The 18,164-nt window shown below is 68.8% G+C and carries 5 protein-coding genes and 1 pseudogene; 1 reads left to right on the forward strand and 5 read right to left on the reverse strand.

The features are described from left to right. Positions 1-192, forward strand: a pseudogene (locus FJV41_RS53215) (IS630 family transposase); the annotation flags it as partial. 349 nt (positions 193-541) lie between these two features. Here the strand turns inward: FJV41_RS53215 and FJV41_RS37540 are convergent. The 5 genes from FJV41_RS37540 to FJV41_RS37560 form a co-directional block, all read right to left on the reverse strand. Beyond that, the gene (locus FJV41_RS37540) at positions 542-1,642 is read right to left on the reverse strand and encodes a TIGR04552 family protein (protein ID WP_181791199.1); all 1,101 of its coding nucleotides are present in this window, start codon (positions 1,640-1,642) and stop codon (positions 542-544) included. Between the two features lie 108 nt (positions 1,643-1,750). Next, the gene (locus FJV41_RS37545) at positions 1,751-2,122 is read right to left on the reverse strand and encodes a toxin-antitoxin system YwqK family antitoxin (protein ID WP_220137933.1); all 372 of its coding nucleotides are present in this window, start codon (positions 2,120-2,122) and stop codon (positions 1,751-1,753) included. Between the two features lie 319 nt (positions 2,123-2,441). Beyond that, the gene (locus FJV41_RS37550; protein ID WP_246137659.1) at positions 2,442-3,365 is read right to left on the reverse strand and encodes a hypothetical protein; all 924 of its coding nucleotides are present in this window, start codon (positions 3,363-3,365) and stop codon (positions 2,442-2,444) included. A gap of 246 nt (positions 3,366-3,611) precedes the next feature. Beyond that, entirely contained in the window at positions 3,612-5,741 is a 2,130-nt protein-coding gene (gene gltJ, locus FJV41_RS37555; RefSeq protein WP_141647422.1) for an adventurous gliding motility protein GltJ, read from the reverse strand. A gap of 136 nt (positions 5,742-5,877) precedes the next feature. Continuing rightward, on the reverse strand, positions 5,878-18,153 hold the full coding sequence (locus FJV41_RS37560) for a tetratricopeptide repeat protein (protein ID WP_141647424.1): 12,276 nt from the start codon (positions 18,151-18,153) through the stop codon (positions 5,878-5,880). Positions 18,154-18,164 lie beyond the last annotated feature (11 nt).

An 18,164-nucleotide genomic window follows, 5' to 3' on the forward strand; every position in this document is an offset into this window, starting at 1 on the left:
GTGCTCACCCGCCAATGCCTGGACAGGCGAATTGGCAACAAGCTCACCTTGAAACGGGAGGTGGCCCGATGGGAGAGGATGCGCAACAAGGAGGGCGCCCGCGTCCGCTGGCGCTTCACTATAGACAGCGCCCGCACCAAGCTCGGGCGAGCATACCCCCAGGCCCAAGCAGCAGTGGCCGCTGCGGCCTGAACCCTTCAAAACCTCTGTGCCGAGGTACTAGTTTCGATTTCGATCCGCGACTCGAAGCTGCCTACCATTCTCAGCCCCTCTCCTCTGGAATCCCCGTTCCCGCTGACTCACTCGGCCGCCCCGGAAGGATCGATGTCACGGCTGTGGTAGCTCAGGATTGGGCAAACCGTGCAACTCGAAACAAGCGAACGCAGTATCGGCTTCGCTTCGAGATTGGGACAAATAACGACGGCATTGTCGACAGCATCGATTCAAATGTCGAGGATGACCCCAAGCTGGCTGAGCTAGAGGTAACCTATGAGGTTCCGTAATCAAACAAGAGGTCCGCTGCGTACCGAAGAGCAGGTGCTCACACCTGTCGCTTGGGCACAACGAGGCCTTGGCTGAGTCGCTTGAGCACTCGCTTTTTCTGGCGACGCTTGTAAGCCTCGTGCGCATTCTCGCCCAACTCGTTCTGACGTGCGGTCTCTTCATCGACGATCTGGAACTCCACAAGTGAGATGACCACACGCCCCCTCCTCAGTCTGTCATCCAGCCCGGGTGGAGGAAGATACGCATCCATCCGGACTGGCATATCCACGACAAAGTTGAGAGCCCGATAGGTATTGCCCGAGAACAGGTTGCCGCCTCTGTCCTCTCTATCTTCGTAATCCCTGTCCAGATGAAGATTAGGAATGAACTGCTCGAAATGCGGATGCTCCTGCAGCAAGCCCTTGAAGGGCAGCAGCGTGTTCTCCGTCTGGCCAGGAACCACCAAGTGGAAGGGAAACAACCACTGCGTAAGAAAGTACAGCACTGGCAACAAGTCTTCCCGCGAACGAGTCACAACGCGGAACCGGGTCCGGTCATAGACTTGCGCGGCCACCGTTTCCTTCTTCGCCAGCAGTTTGGTAACCAGGGAGTCCTGCGTCTTGATGGAGTGCGCGAACTCCACCACTGGGAGCCCTTTATCCTGCATGGCACGCGCAACCCCTAGGACCTTCTCGGTGACCAACTCGGCCAGTTCGGCCTCTGAGATAGCCAAGCGGAACAGCAGGTCCCGGCCCTCGATGTGCTGGATGACATGCATCACCTTCAGGACCACGCAGGCGATTCGCCTATGCCGGGCGTTGCCCTTGGCTCCCGAGGCCAGGAGGAACAGGTCGTGTATCTCTCCCGGCTTCGCCACTGCGTCGGCCACGCGGTAGTTGAAAGTCTTGCGAAGGTAGGCCACCGCCTCCGCAAGCACGCTGCGCGCCCAGGCCTCGTCATGGGGATGGGACACATCGAGCTGGCAGAGCCGCAGGAAGCGGTCCACCTCATCCCTCGTCTGGAAGTGCATTCTCCGCCAGTCGATGACGGAGCCGCCCCGCAGAATGAGCCGAATGCGCTCGAGTTCGCGCAGCCCCATCTCCGCGACCGTGCGGACAGGAATATCAGGGAGGACGGGGATGAGTGAGGGGGGCTTCACAACTGAGCTTCCTATCCGAGCCGCTCGGCCCGGAAAAGCCCTAGAAAATGAGAAGGCCCTCTTCACCTCAGGAGGGAAGAGGGCCTTCAAGACACCAGCAGGTTAGAACTACTTGGCGGCGACAGGCTTGTCGTCGGTGTAACGGACCTGAGAGGCCGTCTTCCCGTCTTCCGAGTAGGCGACTTCGACCCCTTCGCGCTTCCCCTGCACCCAGGTCTGCTCCACCTTTTTGGAGCCACTGGGGAAGTATTCCACGCGCTGGCCGTGGTAGTTATTGCGCTCGAACTCGGTCTCTCCCGTCTTCACGCCGTTGGCGTCGTAATAGGTCCAACGCCCCGTGCGGAAATTGTCCTTGTACTGCCCTTCGGACTGCTTCTGGCCATTTGCCCAGAAGTCCATGTAGGGCCCGTGGCGGGTAGCCTTGTCCAGGTCCGCGCTTCCACCAGCCTTCACACAGAAGACGCCCATGCTCTTGGTCACCTTGCTGCCCTTCTGGATGGTACCTGCAGGGCAATCGAGGTGAACTTGACGGCCGACAGAGGTGTCTTCAGCGAAAGCTGGCGCAGCAACAACAGCCATACACAGGGCAACAGAACGGAAAGACATCGCGTTTCTCCTTCTCGCAGGGACAGGCGCTTGGCGCTGCCGTTCATTTAAACGTGGGGCTTTTTTCCTTATTCACTGGCATTGGCGTAGTCACGTGGCTGCTATCAATTCCAGAAAACAAAAGCCCCACCCCGGAATTGGGATGGGGCCTGGTCAAGCGGTACTCGAAGGTCAGACTTCAGTCGAGTTGTGACTACCGAGGAATCTGCGCGCAGATCTCGTTGCCGTTGGTGAAGTACAGGCCGAGCGAGATGGAGTTGATGTCACCGGGGCAGAAGTTCATCGTAAAACTCGCCGACTTTCCATCCTGGCTCCGCGAATATTCCGACGGACGGATAAGGTTCACGCCATTCTCCTCCCGGCCATTGACCCTGACGTAGAGCAGGTTGCTCAGGCCGGTCGACTGCGCAGGGAACGTGAGACTTCCAGTGGCGGGCTGATAGGCCTTCACTCGCACCTTCAGCGTCTGAGAACCAGGGCAGAAGTTAGGGGTCGCGGTGTCATTGGCCCAGGAGACCTTGGCGATATCGAAGATGATTGGGCCCGAGGACGAGCTGGTCCACACCGGCTGCTTGCCGCCCTGGGCAGGATCGAAGTTCTGGCAGGTGGGCGCCGGAACCTCGGTGCAGGTACCGCTCCTGCAATACTGGCCGTAGAGGCAACTCGACTGCCCCTCGCCCGTGCAGGTGCCGCCCGTGGTGTCGTCCTCTTCGCACTGGCCGGACGCCGTGTCGCACACGCGACCGGTGCCGCAGTCATCGTTCGAGTCGCACTTCGGCACGCAAACAGTGTCCAGGTCGGAGCAGACCAGGTCGGTCGACTCGGAGTCCGTGCCACCATTGCAGAGCACGTCCGTGGAGCACTGGCAGATCCGCGTGTTGGCCTGGGTGCTCGTACCACCCAGGGGCGCGCACGTCTTGGCGGTGTCCGGACAGTCGGAACCAGACTCACACGTCGTCACACAGACACCCGCGGACGGGTGGCAGATCTCCGTGCCCGCGCAGTCATCGTTCGAGGTGCAGCCCTGGCCGCCCGTGTCGTCGTCACCACAACCGGCCATCAAACCGCTCATCGCGCCCAGCGCCGTGAGCACCAGCATCATCTTGCGAAGCTGCATGTTGAGAATCCCTCCGTGAGTCTGCTTGGAACGTCTCTCTGGGGGCCTCCGGCCACTGACTTCAGACCCCGACGTCCATGCGAGCGGCTCGGCTTTAGTCCCGCCCGTCCTGACGTGTCAACGAGTGTCGACACGCCCACTGACGCTCGGCCTTCGCGGAAATTCAGCCCTCACGAAAGCGAACACTCACATCGGACCCAGGCGTGACCCACGTGTCGCACTGGACCCGGAAACACCCTCACCTGCTCAGAAGGTGAACGGGAAGTCGATGGGCTCGCCCTGCTTCTTGTGACGAGGGAAAGCCCAGCTCTTGATGAGCCCCGAAATGCAGCTCGCCATGTACGTGGTGCGGTACTCATCCGTCTTGCACGTGACATTCGCAGTCTTGCCACTCGTCTGGATGGTCCACCGCATCACCAGCTTGCCGCTCAGCATCGGGTCCTTCTTCTTCTGCTCGTTCACGCACTTCACGATGGCGGGCTTGTTGTTCAGCACCACCTCCATGATGTCGGAACGCTGAAGGGTATCGCGCACACCACCGCCCCCAGGCTCGGGAGGGATGTAGGCGGTCGGCGGCCGGTTCTCGCTCGGCTTCGGCTCGCTCTTCGGCTTCTTCGTGCCGAACAGCTCGTCGAAGTCGTCGCTGTCACCCTCGCTCGCCGCGGGCTTCTCCGCGCGCGCCACCGGCCGCTCCTCTGGCTCTTCCCTGCGACCCGCGGCGGAGGAACCATTGTTCTTCCGGGGCGTCGTCCGTTCCACCTTCGCCACGGCGGAGTCGAGCGGCTTCGCCGTCTCCACGGGAGGCGTGGGCGACACCGGAGCCTGTGCGACCGCTGGCGGCGTCGCCACGGGCGGCGGAGTCGCAGCGGGCTGCGCCGGCGTCCCCGCAGCAACGGCCGGGTTCGCCTCAGGCGTTCCAGCCGCGACAGGCGGCGGCGTTGGCGTCGCAGCCGCCCCCGCGACCACCGGAGGCGGTTGGACAGGCGCGGCCACGGGCGGCGGATTCACGGGAGCCGCGACCGGCGGAGGAGTCGCCGCCGCGACAGGCGGTGAGGCCACCTGCGAGGTGGCCGGAGCCTCGACCTTGCTGTCCCCCTTCATGGTGAACGCAAGCACGCCACCACCGAGCCCCAGCACCCCGACGGCGATGCCCACCATCAGGCCCATCCGATTCTTGCCACCCTGCGAAGTCCCGCCCTGCTGCGCGTACGTGGGCGCATAGCCCGCGGGCGAATACTGCGCGGGACCGGGCTGCGCATACGGCGCGGGCTGCTGCCCATAGGGCATCTGCGAGGGCTGCCCGTAGGGCGCCATCGACTGTTGCGGATGCGGGTAGGGCTGCTGCGCCTGAGGGGGCGCCATCTGCGCTGCCATGGCCGCGCTTGCGCCCATGAGCGACGGCGAAGACACCGGCTCGGGCGGAGGCATGGGAACGTCGAGCAACCTCGACTGGGACACGGGCTCCCGGCCCAACGGAGGCGCGGGCGTCGGCGGAGGCTTGGAGAACGCATCGTTCTCCTCCTTCACCAGCGAGGCCAGCACGCTTGCGGCGGAGGGCTTCCAACCCGAGGGGGCCTCGGAGGAAGCGGACGGCGCCGGGGCACTGTCGCCCTTGGAGGCCTTGCCCGCGCTGAACGCCGACTGCACGGGCCCGGGCTGGACCGTGGGCGAAGAGCCCGACACCGGCTCCGGCGCGACGATGGTCGGCTTCGACGGACGCGGGGCCAGCACTGACGCCAGCTCCGCCGTTTCCGACAGGGGAATCCAGTCGCTGAAACCGGAGCGCCAGCACAGGCTGTCCGGTCCCACCTCCCCGCGGTCCCACGCGTCCTTCACCTTCTCGACGGAGAGCGGTCCCACCTGCTTCTCGTCGATGGCCACGTACCAGTCGTGAGAAGAGACCGGAGCCTTCGCCTCGTCCTTGTCGGGCTCGTCCTCGGCCTCGGCCAGCTTGCGCACGTTCTCCGCCGTGGCGTCGCGCGCCGCGGCCTCTCCGACGGATTCACCCGCCGGAATCTTGTGCGTGCCAGAGCTGAGGACCTGGTCGAACACCGCTCCAATCTCGTCCTCCTCCACGTCCGTGAAGAGCCCGCCCTCCGGCGGAGTCCCCAACGTGGCGGGCAACGAGGACGAGGAGGACGACGACGACTCGGCCTCCTTGCTCGGGGTGCTCGGAGTGCTCGCGCCGTTCGAGGCGGAGGCAGGGGCGGAAGAAGTCGCGGGCTCCGACGGGGAATCCTTCCCCGCCGCGGCGCCCGCTGGGCGCACGGTGATGGTGTGGCCGCACTTCTTGCAACGAACCTTGACCCCCTTCGGGCCCACTTTGTCGTCGCTGATCATGTACTGCGCGCGGCAGCTGTCACAGACGAAACGCATCTCTTCCGCAAGCCTCGGAAATGACGGGAGAAATCCCGTCGGAATCGTAGAAGTGGCCACCGGAGGGGTCAAGGATCAGTGCCTTGACCGCCCGGTCGCTCATCAACGCGTGAACCCTTCCCAGGGTTCTACCCCGCTATCGACGAACCTGCACCTCCACGTGTGTGCCAACAGCCACACGGAGGTGATGTAGCTCTTCGGATGTGGCGAAGACGAGCAACTCCTTGAGCTTGTTGCGGGGCGCCACCCGGAACGAGGACCCCGTTTCCCCCTGGACCAACCGGCGCACCGGCTCCATCTCTCCGGCGACGAAGAGGCCCGCGCGCGCCGCGGTGAGCTCCGCGCCCTCCAGGAATTGGCGCACCGACTGCGGTGTCGCGGTGGGCAGCCAGGCCCGAGCCGCCTTGGCGAGCGCCGCGCGGTCCACGTCCGTGAGGACCTTCTCCAGGGCCCGCCGCTCCATCTCCACGCCGTGGAGGGACTCGGCGACACGCACATTGCCCACCACCATGTTGAGGGCAGCCTGGAGGATGGCCTCCAAGCGCTCCGCGGGCACGTACTGCGCGAAGGCCAGCTCCGGACGCGCCAACGCCAGGGCGCGGCCGAGGAGGTAGTACACCTCTTTCTGGCCCTGCTCCGCGAAGTACTTGCCACCCACGCGGACACAGGGCGGGTGCGTCTGCAGGAGCTCCACGTTGACCAGCGGCTCCGGAGCGGGCTCGTTGGAGCGCTTGGCCATGCGCTCGCGCGTCGCCACGAGGAAGGGCGAGTACAGCTCCACGCCCTCCATGCCCAACAGGCGCGCCACGTACCGGTAGTGGTGCACGTGGTATTCCTGCGCGCTGGCCACGTCGATGCGGTGCTTCTTCGGCACGAGCTGGTACTGCGTGAAGGGCACCGCGTACAGGTGCCCCGCCTTGGCGAAGAGCAGGCCGAGCAGCTCCGCGAGCGGTCCACGCGACTTCGGGTGGAACAGGTGCGTGTGCCACAACTGGTCGTCCACCGGACGCTGCGCCACTTCCTTCTTCTTCGCGTACGGCCCCAGCTTGGAGAGGATCTCCTTCTCGTCCTCCCCTGCTTCACCCAGGAGGCCCGACGCGGCCTGCGCCGCGAGCCAGGCCACGTCGTAGTCCTTGCGCAGCGCCGCCAGCCGGACAAGCTGTCCGCATATCTTGCGAGGGTCCGTCGTGTGAGGCAGCGCCCGACGAAGCGCGGCGATGGCCTCTTCTTCCTTGCCAGGCATGTTGCCGGCGAGTTCCGCGAAGGCCTCCTGCACCGCCGCGTCATCCGGGAGCCCCTTGGCGGCCACGCCATAGGCGGCCACCGCGCCCTCCGGATGCTTGAGCACCTGGTGGTACAGGTCGCCCAGCGCGCGCCACAGCGCCATGCGCGCCACGTGCGTCTCCGGCGTCTTCGGCAGCCGGCCGAGCATCTTCGTGTAGTTCTCCTCCAGCGGCTTCCACTGGCGGGCACCGCCGAGCATCGCCTCCAGGGAGCTGAACGCCTCGACGAAGCGCGGGTCCAGGTCCAGGGCCGCGTTGAACGCCTGGGTCGCGCCCTCCACGTCCTTCAAGTCATCGCGGCGCAATTCGCCCAACGCGAACCACACGCGCTTGGCCTTGTGGGGCTCGGACGCCAACGCGGGCAGCGCCAGCATCCGCGCCAGCACATCCGCGGCCTTCTGGCCCTGACGCGTCTCGCGCAGGAGCACGTAGAGCTGGTCCATCACCTCCAGCGCATCCGGCTGGACCTTGAGCGCGCCCGTGAAGGCATCGATGGCCATGTACGGGTCATGCAGCTCGTCGCGGGAGATGCGGCCCAGGTCCAGGTACACCTTCGCCTTGGCCTCATCCTCCAGCACGCCAACGAGCTGCTGGCGCAGGTCGGCGGACTTCTCGTACTGGCCCGCCTTGTCCATCAGCACGACGAGCGCGCGCAGCGTGGGCTCGTGGCCCGGGTCGATGGCGAGCGCCTTCTCGAAGTGGTTCTGCGCGCGGTCCGCCTGGCCAAGCGCGGCGTGGATGTCACCGAGCTGCCAGTAGACCTCCACCACCTCCAGGTCCGTGAGTTCCTCACGGTGGTGGATGAGGATGGTCTGGAACACCTTGAGCGCGCCCTCGTAGCGGCGCGTCTGCACCAGCAGGTTGCCGTAGCCCTCCAGTGCGGGGAGGTAGGTCGCGTCGCGCTCGTACGCCGTCTCGTAGCAACTCAGGGCCTTGTCGCGCCGCCCCAGCTTCTCCGCCACGTAGCCCAGTCGGTAGAGCTGCCGGCACAGGTCCGCCGCCGTGGCCGCGTCCTTCTCCACCATGGCCTTTTCCGACAGCTTGCGCGTGACGATGTCGAGCATCCGCTCGGCCATGGCCCACTCCTCGTGGGCGATGTAGACGTCCGCCAGCGGCCTCGCCGCCTCGATGCTGTCCGGGATGTGCTTGAGCGCCTCTTCCCAGTAGCCCGTGGCCGTCTCTCGGTCCTCGCGCGTCTCCGCGTGGTAGCGCGCCACATCGAGGAGCGCCCGACCCTTGGCGGCCGGGTCCTCCGTCTGCTCCGCCTCCTGACGCAGCGTCTGCTCGTAGCCGCTCCAGTCCTTCTCCTGCTCCTGGATGCCCTTGAGGGCGCGGATGCTGGGCAGATGGCCCGCGTCGATGGCGATGGCCTGCTGATAGGCACTCCGGGCGCTGCCCGAGTCCATCAGCATGTCCTCGTTGATCTTCCCCAAACGGTAGAACAGCTCCACGGCGTCCTTCGTCTGGCCCGCGAGCTCCGCTTCCTTCTGGAGCATCTCCAGCGCGAAGGGCCAGTTGCCGCTTCGCTCGTACAGATTGCCGAGCGCATGCAACGCGGGACGGCTCTCGGGGTCCGCCGCGAGCGCCGAGTGGTAGCTGTTGACGGCCCGGTCCACCACCTTGAGCTGCTGGTACTGGACGTTGCCGATGTCCACGTACAGCTCCGCCTGCTCCTGCGGGCTGACGGCCAGGGAGAGCTGCCGCTCGTAGGCGGTGATGAGGTCTTCCCAGCGAGCCTGGGCCCGTCGCAGGCGGATGAGCACCTTGATGGCCTGGACGTTCTGCGGGTCGATGGAGAGCACGCCCTCCACGCACACGTCCGCATTGGCCGGGTTCTGGTACTTGTCCTCCCAGATGCTGGCGCTGCGGAACAGGACGCGGACCTTCTCGCGCCAGTCCTCGCTCAGCTCCAGCATGCGCTCGTAGATGGCGAGCAGGTCCGCGGGCTGGTCCAGCTTGGTGTGCAGCCGCTCCAGCGACTCCAGCGCCTCGCGGTTGACCGGGTCCAGCTCCAGCGCCTGCCGGTAGGCGGCGACGGCGGAGTCGTCATCGGAGAGGTCTCGCTCGAAGACACCCGCGACCTCCACCTGGATGCGCGCGCGCTCCTCGGCGGTGTCCGCCAAATCACGCGCACGCAAGAGCGTCATGGCCACGTCGCGCCACGAGCGCTGCCGCCGGTACAGCGCGGTGAGCACCCCGAGCGTCTCCGCGTCCGGCTCCAGCTCCAGGGCCCGCAGGAGCGCGCTGGCGGCCTCGGTCGGGTCCTCCAGCTTCTCGTCCCAGACGCGAGCAATCTCTCGCAGGATGCCCTTGCGCTGCTCGATGGAGCCAGCGGCCTCGAGCTTCTGCTCCAGCGCCACCACGTACTCGCGCTCGTGGCCCCGTCGATGGAAGACGGCGGCCAGTCCGTCCAGCGCGGTGGCGTTGGTCGGGTCGAACTCGAGAATCTTCCGGAACGCGCCCTCCGCCGCCTGCGGATCATCCAGCCGCGTGTCGTGGACACGCGCGAGCGTGGCGTACAACCGCTCCGCCAACGGACCGCGAGGAAGCTCGTCCGCCACTTCCTCGTAGACGGCGGCCAGCTCCTCGTGACTGCCCGTCTCGTCCGCCAGGCGCTCCACTTCCTCGCGCAACGTGTCGTCGGAGGCATCGAGCTGCAGCGCGCGACACAGCGCCAGGAAGGCCACGTCCTTCTGCCCCAGCCGCTCTTCCTGCACCCGCGCCAGCTCGCGCAGCGCCGCCATCTTCTCTTCGGCCGTGACGAAGTGGGGCATGTAACGGTCGACCGCCGTCGCATACGCGCGCCAGTCGTTGTACGTGCGGTACAGCTCGCACACCCGCTCGTAGGCCGTGCGGTTCGACGGGTCCAGCTCGAGCACCTTCTCCAGGGCGCTCGAGGACTGCTCGGGCTTGCCGCCCTGCCCGGACCACAGGTCCGCCACCTCGAAGTACGTGGCGACCGCGGCCTCACGCTCCTCGGTGCCCAGGTGCACCTGCACCTTCAGCTCCAGCGCGCGCACCGCATCGTTCCAGGCGCGCAGGGTGACGAAGAGCGCGTGGACCCGGACGAGTTCCTGCACCTGGTGCGGCTCCACCTCCAGCGCGCGGCGGGCGGCGTCCAGCGCCTCCTCGCGGCGGCCCATGCCGGCCAGCACTTCCGCCAGGCGCAGCCGCAGCGCCTTCACACCCTCGCTGTTCTCCTGCAGGGGGATGAGCCGGCGCAGCACGCCGACGAGCTCCTCGCGCTGCTCCGTCTCGTCGTACAGCTCCCGCAGCGTGTCCAGCACCGCGCGGTTGCGCGCGTCACGGTCCAGCGCCGCCTTGAAGTACGGCACGGCCGCTTCGGGCTTCTTGAGCAGCCGATACACCACACGACCCAGCCGCTCGTTGAGGCGCACCACCTCGCGAGGGTCCAGCGTCATCGCCAGACGCCCCTCGAGCAGTTCGCGCAGGTCCTGCGGCCGGTCCGCGCGCTCGTAGAGCGACTCCAGCGCGGTGAAGGCCTGGTCGTTGCGCGCGTTCTTCGCCAGCAGCTCGCGGTACAGCTCGATGGAGCCGCCCAGGTCCGAGAGCCCCTCGGCGGACACCTGCGCCATCTTCGAGACGACGCGGTCCCTCTCCGCGCCCACCACCTTGTCGGCCTGCAGCTTGAGGATGGCGTAGAGCTTCTCCGACGCCGAGGCGGCCTCGTAGATGCCCTCCAACAGGCGCGCGGAGGCCATGTGCCCCGGCTCCACCTTGAGGATGGCCTCGTAGGCCCCCGCCGCACGGTCCGGACTGTCCAGCCGCTCCTGGTAGAGCTGACCCAGGCGGAAGAGGTAGCCCACGCGCTCCACCTGCTCGGTGGCCCCGGAGACCAGCGCCTCCAGGATGCCCGCCAGCTCCGGCCACGCCTGCAGCTCCAGGTACAGGCGGTCCAGCGCGACCAGCGCCCGCCCCTGAACCGCCGCATGCAGCGTGCGCGCCCGCTCGAAATAGGAAACGGCGCGGTCGGAGTCGCGCAGCTTCGTCTCCAGCAACTGGCCCAGCTTCAGGCAGACCTGAGCCGCGTCGGCGGCTTCGGCCACGCGAGGCAGCGCTTCCTCGTATGCGGCAACCAGCTCGTCGTAGCTGTCGGAGCCGTCCGTCGCGTTCTCCAAGCGCCGGCGAACCTCACCGTCGTTCGGATCCTCCTTGAAGGCGCGGAAGAGGGCCAGGAATGTCAGCTCCACCTCGCCCTGCGACTCGCGCAGCGTGGCCAGCTCGCCCAGCAGCGCCTTGCGCTCGAACGCGTCCGTGGACACACCCACGCGCGCTTCGATGACCTGCGCCAGTCGAGGCACGTCTCCGCTCGCGCGGAACGCCCGCAGCAGCGTCTCCACCGCCAGCAGGTTCTGCGGCTCGCGAGACACCAGGCTTTCCATCCGGCCGACCGCGCCAGGATGGTTGGGCTGCACCGCCAGCACCTCGCCGTACAACGCCAGCGCGCCCGTCCGGTCCAACAGCCGCGTCTCGCGCACCATGGCCAGCCGGAACTTCAGCTCCAGCCCCGTCTCGAGAGGCATCAGCGCGATGCGACGCGCCAGCACGTCCGCCAGCTCCGGCCAGCGCTCCTGCTTCTGGCAGAGGGCCTCCATCCGCTCCAGCGCGGCCATGTCATCCGGCTTGAGTTCCAGCAGGCGCCGGAACGTCGCCAGCGCACCGAGCGCGTCGTGGAGCTGCTCCTCCTGCAGATGACCAATCTGGAAGAGCACCGCCGCGCGGCGCGCCGGCTCCTCGGCCACGGCGAGCTGACGGCGCAGCACCTCCAACAGCTCCGTGGGCTTGCCCTGCGAAGCCACCAGGCGGACCGTGCCATCCAGCGCCTCGGTGTCGGTGGGACGCAGCTCCAGCACGCGCTTCCAGGACGTCAGCGCCTCGGAAGGCTCGCCCAGGTCCGTCTGCAGTCGAGCCAGCGAGCGGTACAGCTCGGCCCGCGCGGCGTCTCCCGCCTTGGGCGCCACTTCCATGATGACCGAGCCCAGCTCCTCGGGAGCCTCGGCCCGGTCCACCAGCGACGCGCACAGCTCCAGCGAGCGCAGGTCATCCGGCAGCTCGCGCAGCGCACGCGTCGCCGCCAGGAAGCCCATCTCCGCGTTCTCCAGCGGGCCGGCATACATCTCCGCGATGCGACGCAAGAGCGCGGCCCGCTCCTGCGGCACCGCCTCCGCCGACACGCGGGACTCCAGCATCTCCACCTGCTTCAGGTGGTTGCCCACCGCGACGAAGACGGGCTCCAGCGCGCTGGCGGCCGCGCCACGCAGCGGACTCTCCGAGCGGGCCATCTCCTCCAGCGCACCGACGGCGCCCGCATGTCCCGCCCTGCGCGCCAGCACCGACTGGTACAGCTCCAGGGCTCCGCGCGGGTCATCCAGACGCGAGAACTTCAGGCGCCCCAGGCGCACGCGCAGGTCCGACGCTTCTTCCTGCGCGCCACGCGCGTCCGCGAGCTGGATTTCCCGCTCGATGTGCTGCGCCAGCTCCGGCCAGCGCTCCATCTCCGCCAGCACGCGGCCCAGCAGCTTGAGCGCGTTCGTGTTCTCCGGCCGAAGGACGAGCACCTCGCGGTACGCCTGCGCCGAAAGCGCCTTGTCCGCCAGCGTCTCCTCGGCGAGGTGCGCCAGCTCGAACAGGAGATTGATCTGCGATGCCTCGCTCGGCTCCGCCGCCACCTGACGCCGCATGACGAGCGCCAGCTCCCGGTGCGCGCCGGTGCGGCGATGCACGCGGGCGATGGACTCCAGCACCCCCTTGTTCTTCGGGTCCCTCCGGCTCACTTCCTCCAGCGCCCGGACCGCCAGGTCGTAGCGCTTGAGCCGGTTGTCGTAGAGCGTCGCCAGACGCCGCCACAAGTCACCCGCGAGCGGCTCCTGCGTGTCGCGCTCCAACTGGTCCTCGTAGGCGCCAGCGACTTCCTCGAACGAGCCAGAGTCGGCCGCCAGCCGCTCCAGTTCGTCGCGCACCGAGGTCTCCTGCGGGAACTCATTGAAGGCCCGCAGCCGCGCGACGAACGCGAGCGAGGTCTGCCCCAGCGCCTCACGCAGGGTGGCGATCTCCTGGATGTGCTCCAGCCGCCGCTCCGGCGCGATGCCGTGCAACAACACCTCCAGGACCTCCACCAGCTTTCGCGTGTCGTTCAGGCCGCGATAGACGGGCTCCAGCAGGCGCGCCGCCTCCACGCGGGGCCCGTCGTGCGCCATCAAGCGCTCCAGGCCCGCCACCACCTGCCCGTCCCCAGGCGCCAATTCCAGCAGCCGGCGATACACCGGCAGCGCCTCCGTGGGGCCCACTTCCTTCTCGAGCAACTGCGCCCGCTTCAGCAGCCAGCCCCGTCGCGCGGCGTCGTCCGCGGCGCCATCCGCGAGCTGATCCAGCACGTCCGCCTGCTCCACGAACCGCCGTGCCTTCGCGTACAGCTTCTCCAGCGCGAGCAGTCCCTCGGGCACCCGCCGCAGCGAGAGCGCGGAGCGATAGGTCTCGACGGCCTTCGCGTCCTCACCCGCGTTGGCGTAGGCCTCGCCCGCCTTGAGCAGCAGACCGACGCGCTCCTCCACGTCCTGGGAGAGCTGGGCTTGACGGGTGTAGACCTCGGAGAGGCTCTTCGCGTTCTGCCCCTTCTCATACAGCCGGGACAGGGCCTCCAACGCCTGGCGGTCCTGCGGCGCGTCCGCGAGCAGGTTCTTCCAGAGGCGCGCGGCCTCCTCGGGCTGGTCCAACGACTCGCGCAGCTCCGCGGCACGACGCAGCAGCTCCAAGGCCGCCGGGTCTCCCTCCGTGAGTTCCACCGCCGCGGACTCGTAGATCTCCGCGAGCACTTCGTGCGAGCCCGTCTCGCGCCCCAGTCGCTCCAGGTCGGGACGCACGCCGTCCCGGTCCAGCCCCTGCGCGAAGGACTTCACCGCAGACATGAAGGCCAGCGACGGCTGCCGCATGTCGCGCTCGTAGATGCGGCGCACTTCACCGGACAGGAGGATCTTCTCCACCGTGAGCGCCGACTCCATTCGAGCCTCGCGCAGCGCCACGCGGCGGGCATGGTCCCCCACCTGCGCGAGCACCGGATCCAACACCTCCAGCGCGGCGCCACTGGCGGGCACCGCCGCCTTCACCCACGTCTCCAGCGCGGCGCGCGAGCCCGGGTGACCGGAGTCCTCGGCGAGGATGCGCTTGTAGAGTCCCAGCGCCGCGTTTGGGTCATCCAGCACCGTGCGCTGCAGCTCCGCCAGGCGGAAGGAGACCTCTCGCCCCTGCGGGCTCTGTCCTTCCTGGTTGCGGCGCAGCGCCAGCGCCCACGCCAGGTCCTGGTGACGCTCCAGCTCCGTGTAGAGCCGGTCCAGCGTGGCGGCGGCCTCACGGCTCGCCGAGTCGCGCTCCGCGATGGCGCGCCACGCCTCCGACGCGCTCTCCAGGTCCGACAGACGCGTCTCGTGGAGCAGCGCGGCCTCACGCAGGAACGCGAGCTGCTCGGCGGGCTCCGGCGAAGCGGCCGCCAGCTTCTCGAGCACCTCGGCCAGCGCGGCCCACTCCTCACCCGCGCGGTGCAGCCGCTGCAAGGCGCGCAGGCTGTCCAGGTTGCCCGGCTCCAGGGCCAGCAATGCACGCAGGGCCTTCACCGCCCCCGCCTTGTCGTCGAGCTTCTTCTCCTGCACCTCCGCCAGCTCGCGCAGCAGCGCGCCGCGCGCGGGGCCCACGTCGCCCTCTTCCGCCAGCTCCGCGATGATCTCCGCGTAGCTGTCCACCGAGTCCGCGTCCTCCGCCGCCTGACGCGCCGTGGAGCGCAACCCGGCGTCGCCCGGCGCCAGTCGCAGGGCCCGTGCCAGCGCCGCGAACGCCAGCTCCGGCTGCCGCAGATGCGCCAGATGCACCTGCGCGGCCTGCCGCAGCACCTGCACGCGCGCCGCGTCGTCCTTCGCCACTTCCGCCAGCACGTCCAGCGTGGCCACCAGCTTGCGGTGGTCCTTGGTCCGCTCGAGCGCGGGCACCAATACGCGCGCCGCCGCCTCCCGCGCGGGCCCCGAGGCCAACATCGCCTCCAGCGCCGCGAGTGCGTCCGGGTCCGAGGGACGCTGGAGCAGGATGTCCGCGTAGCTCTGCACCGCTTCGGCGCTGCCGTCCTGCGTGCCCTGCAGCAACTGCGCGCGCCGCAGCTTCAGCCGCGACGCCTTGTCCGTCTCGCCGGACGACTCCGCCAGGCCAATCATCCGGGCCAGCGTGTCGCCCAGCTCGCGCGTACGGCCCGCCTTCTCGTACAGCTCCGCCAGGCGCGGCAGGTGCCGGCCCTCCTCGGCGCCATGCGAGAGCGAGGACTGGAGCGCCTCGGCGGCCTGCGCCGGACGGCCCAGCTCCACGTTCAGGTCCACGAGCTGGAGCAGCAACTCCAGCCGCTCCGGCCCACGCGCGCCGTGGATGCGCTTGCGCAGCAGTTCCTCGGCATCCGCGGAGCGCCCCGCGCGCCCGTACAACCGCACGAGCCGCTGGAGCACCGGGCCCGACTCCGGCGCCCGCTCCACCGCCGCCTCGAGCGCGGAGATGGCATCCGCCACCAGCCCGCCCTCTTCCGTGAGCCCCGCCGCTTCGGTGAGCAGCGACAGCGCCACCGTGGGGTCTTCCGACTCCGTCGCCAGCGTGCGCAGCACGCGCCCCAGCTCCGCGTGCGCGGACAAGTCCCGCGCCAGACGCAGGGCCTCGGCGCGCGTGGGCTCATCCCTCGGGTCCTCGCGCAGCACGCGCACCCGGGTGTCGAAGGCCGCGCGGCTGTCCGCCAGTTGCTTCTCGTGGATGCTCGCCAGCAACGAAAAGAGGCGCTTGCGCGCCGTCGGCTCCGTGGTGGCCTCGAGCTGCTGCTGGAGCGCCGCCACCTGTCGCTGGTGATCACCGGCGCGCCCATAGTGCGCCGCCAGGGCCTCGGTGACTTCCTGCGTCCGCACCCCCGCCGCGGCCAGTCGCTCCAGGCCCCCCACCACCACGCCGGTGGACACGTTCTCCGACAACAGCCCCAGGAACAGGTCCGCCGCGTCCTCCTGTCGCCCCAGTCGCTCCGCGTACAGCTTCGCCTGCCGCGCAGTCCACTCGTTGCGCTCGAGCTGCGTCTCCGCCAGCGAGGCCAGCCGCCCCGCGAGCGCCGCCGCTTCGTCGAAGCGCGACAGCGCCACGCACAGCGCCTGCAGCCGCTGCACGGCGCTCACCTCGTCGGGCGCCAGCTGCGTCCACTCGCGCACCAGCGGCTCCAGCTCCTCGGGCGCGGCGCCAGCGGCCTCGCGCCGCGTCACCTCCGCCTCCAGCCGGGCCTTCGGGTCGTCAGCGAGCGCCGCGACCGCCTGCAGTGACTTCACCGCTTCCGCGGCAACCTCGTCACCGGGCAGCCGCGCCAGCACCTCGCGCCACGCGGCCTCCGCGCGCACCGGGTCCGCCAGCGGGCCCTGGAGCAGTTGCGCCAGGTGCCGCCACAGCGTCGCGGCCACTTCCACGACCGGGGCCGCCTGCGCCGCGCGCTGGAGCGCCAGGGCCAGCGCGGGCCTCGCGTTGGCCTTCTCCGCGTGCTCCACCACCGAGCCGAGCAGCAACGGCCGCGCGGGGTCCAACTCCAGCGCGCGCGACAGCACCTCGAAGGCACCTCGCGCGTCTTCCTTCTCCTCGAACATCAGGGCGAGCGCCTCGCAGAAAGCCACCCGCTCCGACCTGGGACGCGGCGCCAGGAGCGCCAGGTCCAACAGCGGAACCACGGCCTCCAGCTCCTCGTCCTCCGCCAACAGCCGCGCCAGTTGGAAGGCCGCCAGCGCATGCGTGGGGTCCAGCTTGAGCGCCGCCTCCAGGTGCGTGCGCGCCGCGGCGCTGTCCTTCAACTGCGTCAGGCACAGCTCCGCCAGGCGCAGCCGCATCGCGGCCTGGTTCGACTTGTCCTTCACCGTGGTCAGGTAGCGCTCCAGCACCACCACCGCGTCCGCCGCCCGGCCCCCCTCCAGCAACTGCTCCGCCGTGAGGCTCGCCGCGTCCGCGCGCGACGGGTCCGCCGCCACGGCCCGCTCGAAGGCGCCCAGCGCACCCGGAGCGTCGTTCAGCCGCCCCAGACGCAGCGTGCCCACGCGCAGCCACAGGTCGACCTGCGCGGCGCGGTCCTTCACCTCGCCCGCCATGGCTTCAATCTGGGCAATCGCCGCCGCGAAATCGCCGCCTGAGCGCGCGGCCATCTTCTCGATGAGTGACAGCCCCTCGGGCATGCCCGGCCACAGCAGGAAGCAGCGGTCCAACGCCTCCTTCACCTTGCCGGCGGCGGTCGGGTCGTACCAGGCGAACAGCTTCGCCACGAGCAACGACAGCCGGGCCGCGCTCTTCCTGTCGCGCTCCTCCAGCGACATGCTGCGCAGCATCCGCACACGGTCCCGCCACGTTTGCTCGAAGCGCTGCAGCGCCCGGGTGGCCTTCTCCACGCGCGCGTTCTGCGGCTCCAGCGTCCGGGCGACATCCAGCACCCGCTGCGCCAGCTCGTGCTCGGTGGGATCATCCACCAGTCGCTCCGCCAACGCCGCGTACTCCTCGGCCATGCCCGCGTCGCCCAGCGCCTCGCGCTCTCGCTCCAGTGCCTCGAAGGCCGTCTGGAAGCGCTCCTCGGACAACAGCAACTGGCGCACGCGTCGGAAGATGGCCCGGTCGGACTTCGCGCGGGCCGCGCGCTGCAGGCACAGCACCGCCCTGTCGCGGCGGAAGAGCTTCTGCTCGTAGAGGTCCGCGGCCTTCAGGTAGTGGCCGGCGCTCTCCTCGCCCTGCGTGGAGCTGCCCAGTCGCTCCAGCACATCCGCGAGCGCCGCGGCGTCCTGCCGCGACTCGTGCAGCCGCTTGAGGCCTCGCAGCGCGGGCAGCGGATCCTTCGCCACCAGCATCGCGCGCTTGAGGAACTCCTCGGCGCGAGGCGCGTTGCGCTGCCGGTCATGAGCCAGCTCCGCGGCGCGGCACAACAGGCGCACGGCCTCGTCGGCGGCGACGTCGCGAGCGCGGCCCTCGTACAGGCGGATCAGCTCTTCCACGCGGCCGGACTTCTCCAGGGAGGCCTCGGCTTCGACGAAGCTCCGGTCATCGGACACGCGCAGCGTGGGTCGAGGAGACGTGGGCTGTTGCATGGGGAGGGCGG

It is taken from the genome of Myxococcus llanfairpwllgwyngyllgogerychwyrndrobwllllantysiliogogogochensis, from assembly GCF_006636215.1.
Lineage (GTDB): Bacteria > Myxococcota > Myxococcia > Myxococcales > Myxococcaceae > Myxococcus > Myxococcus llanfairpwllgwyngyllgogerychwyrndrobwllllantysiliogogogochensis.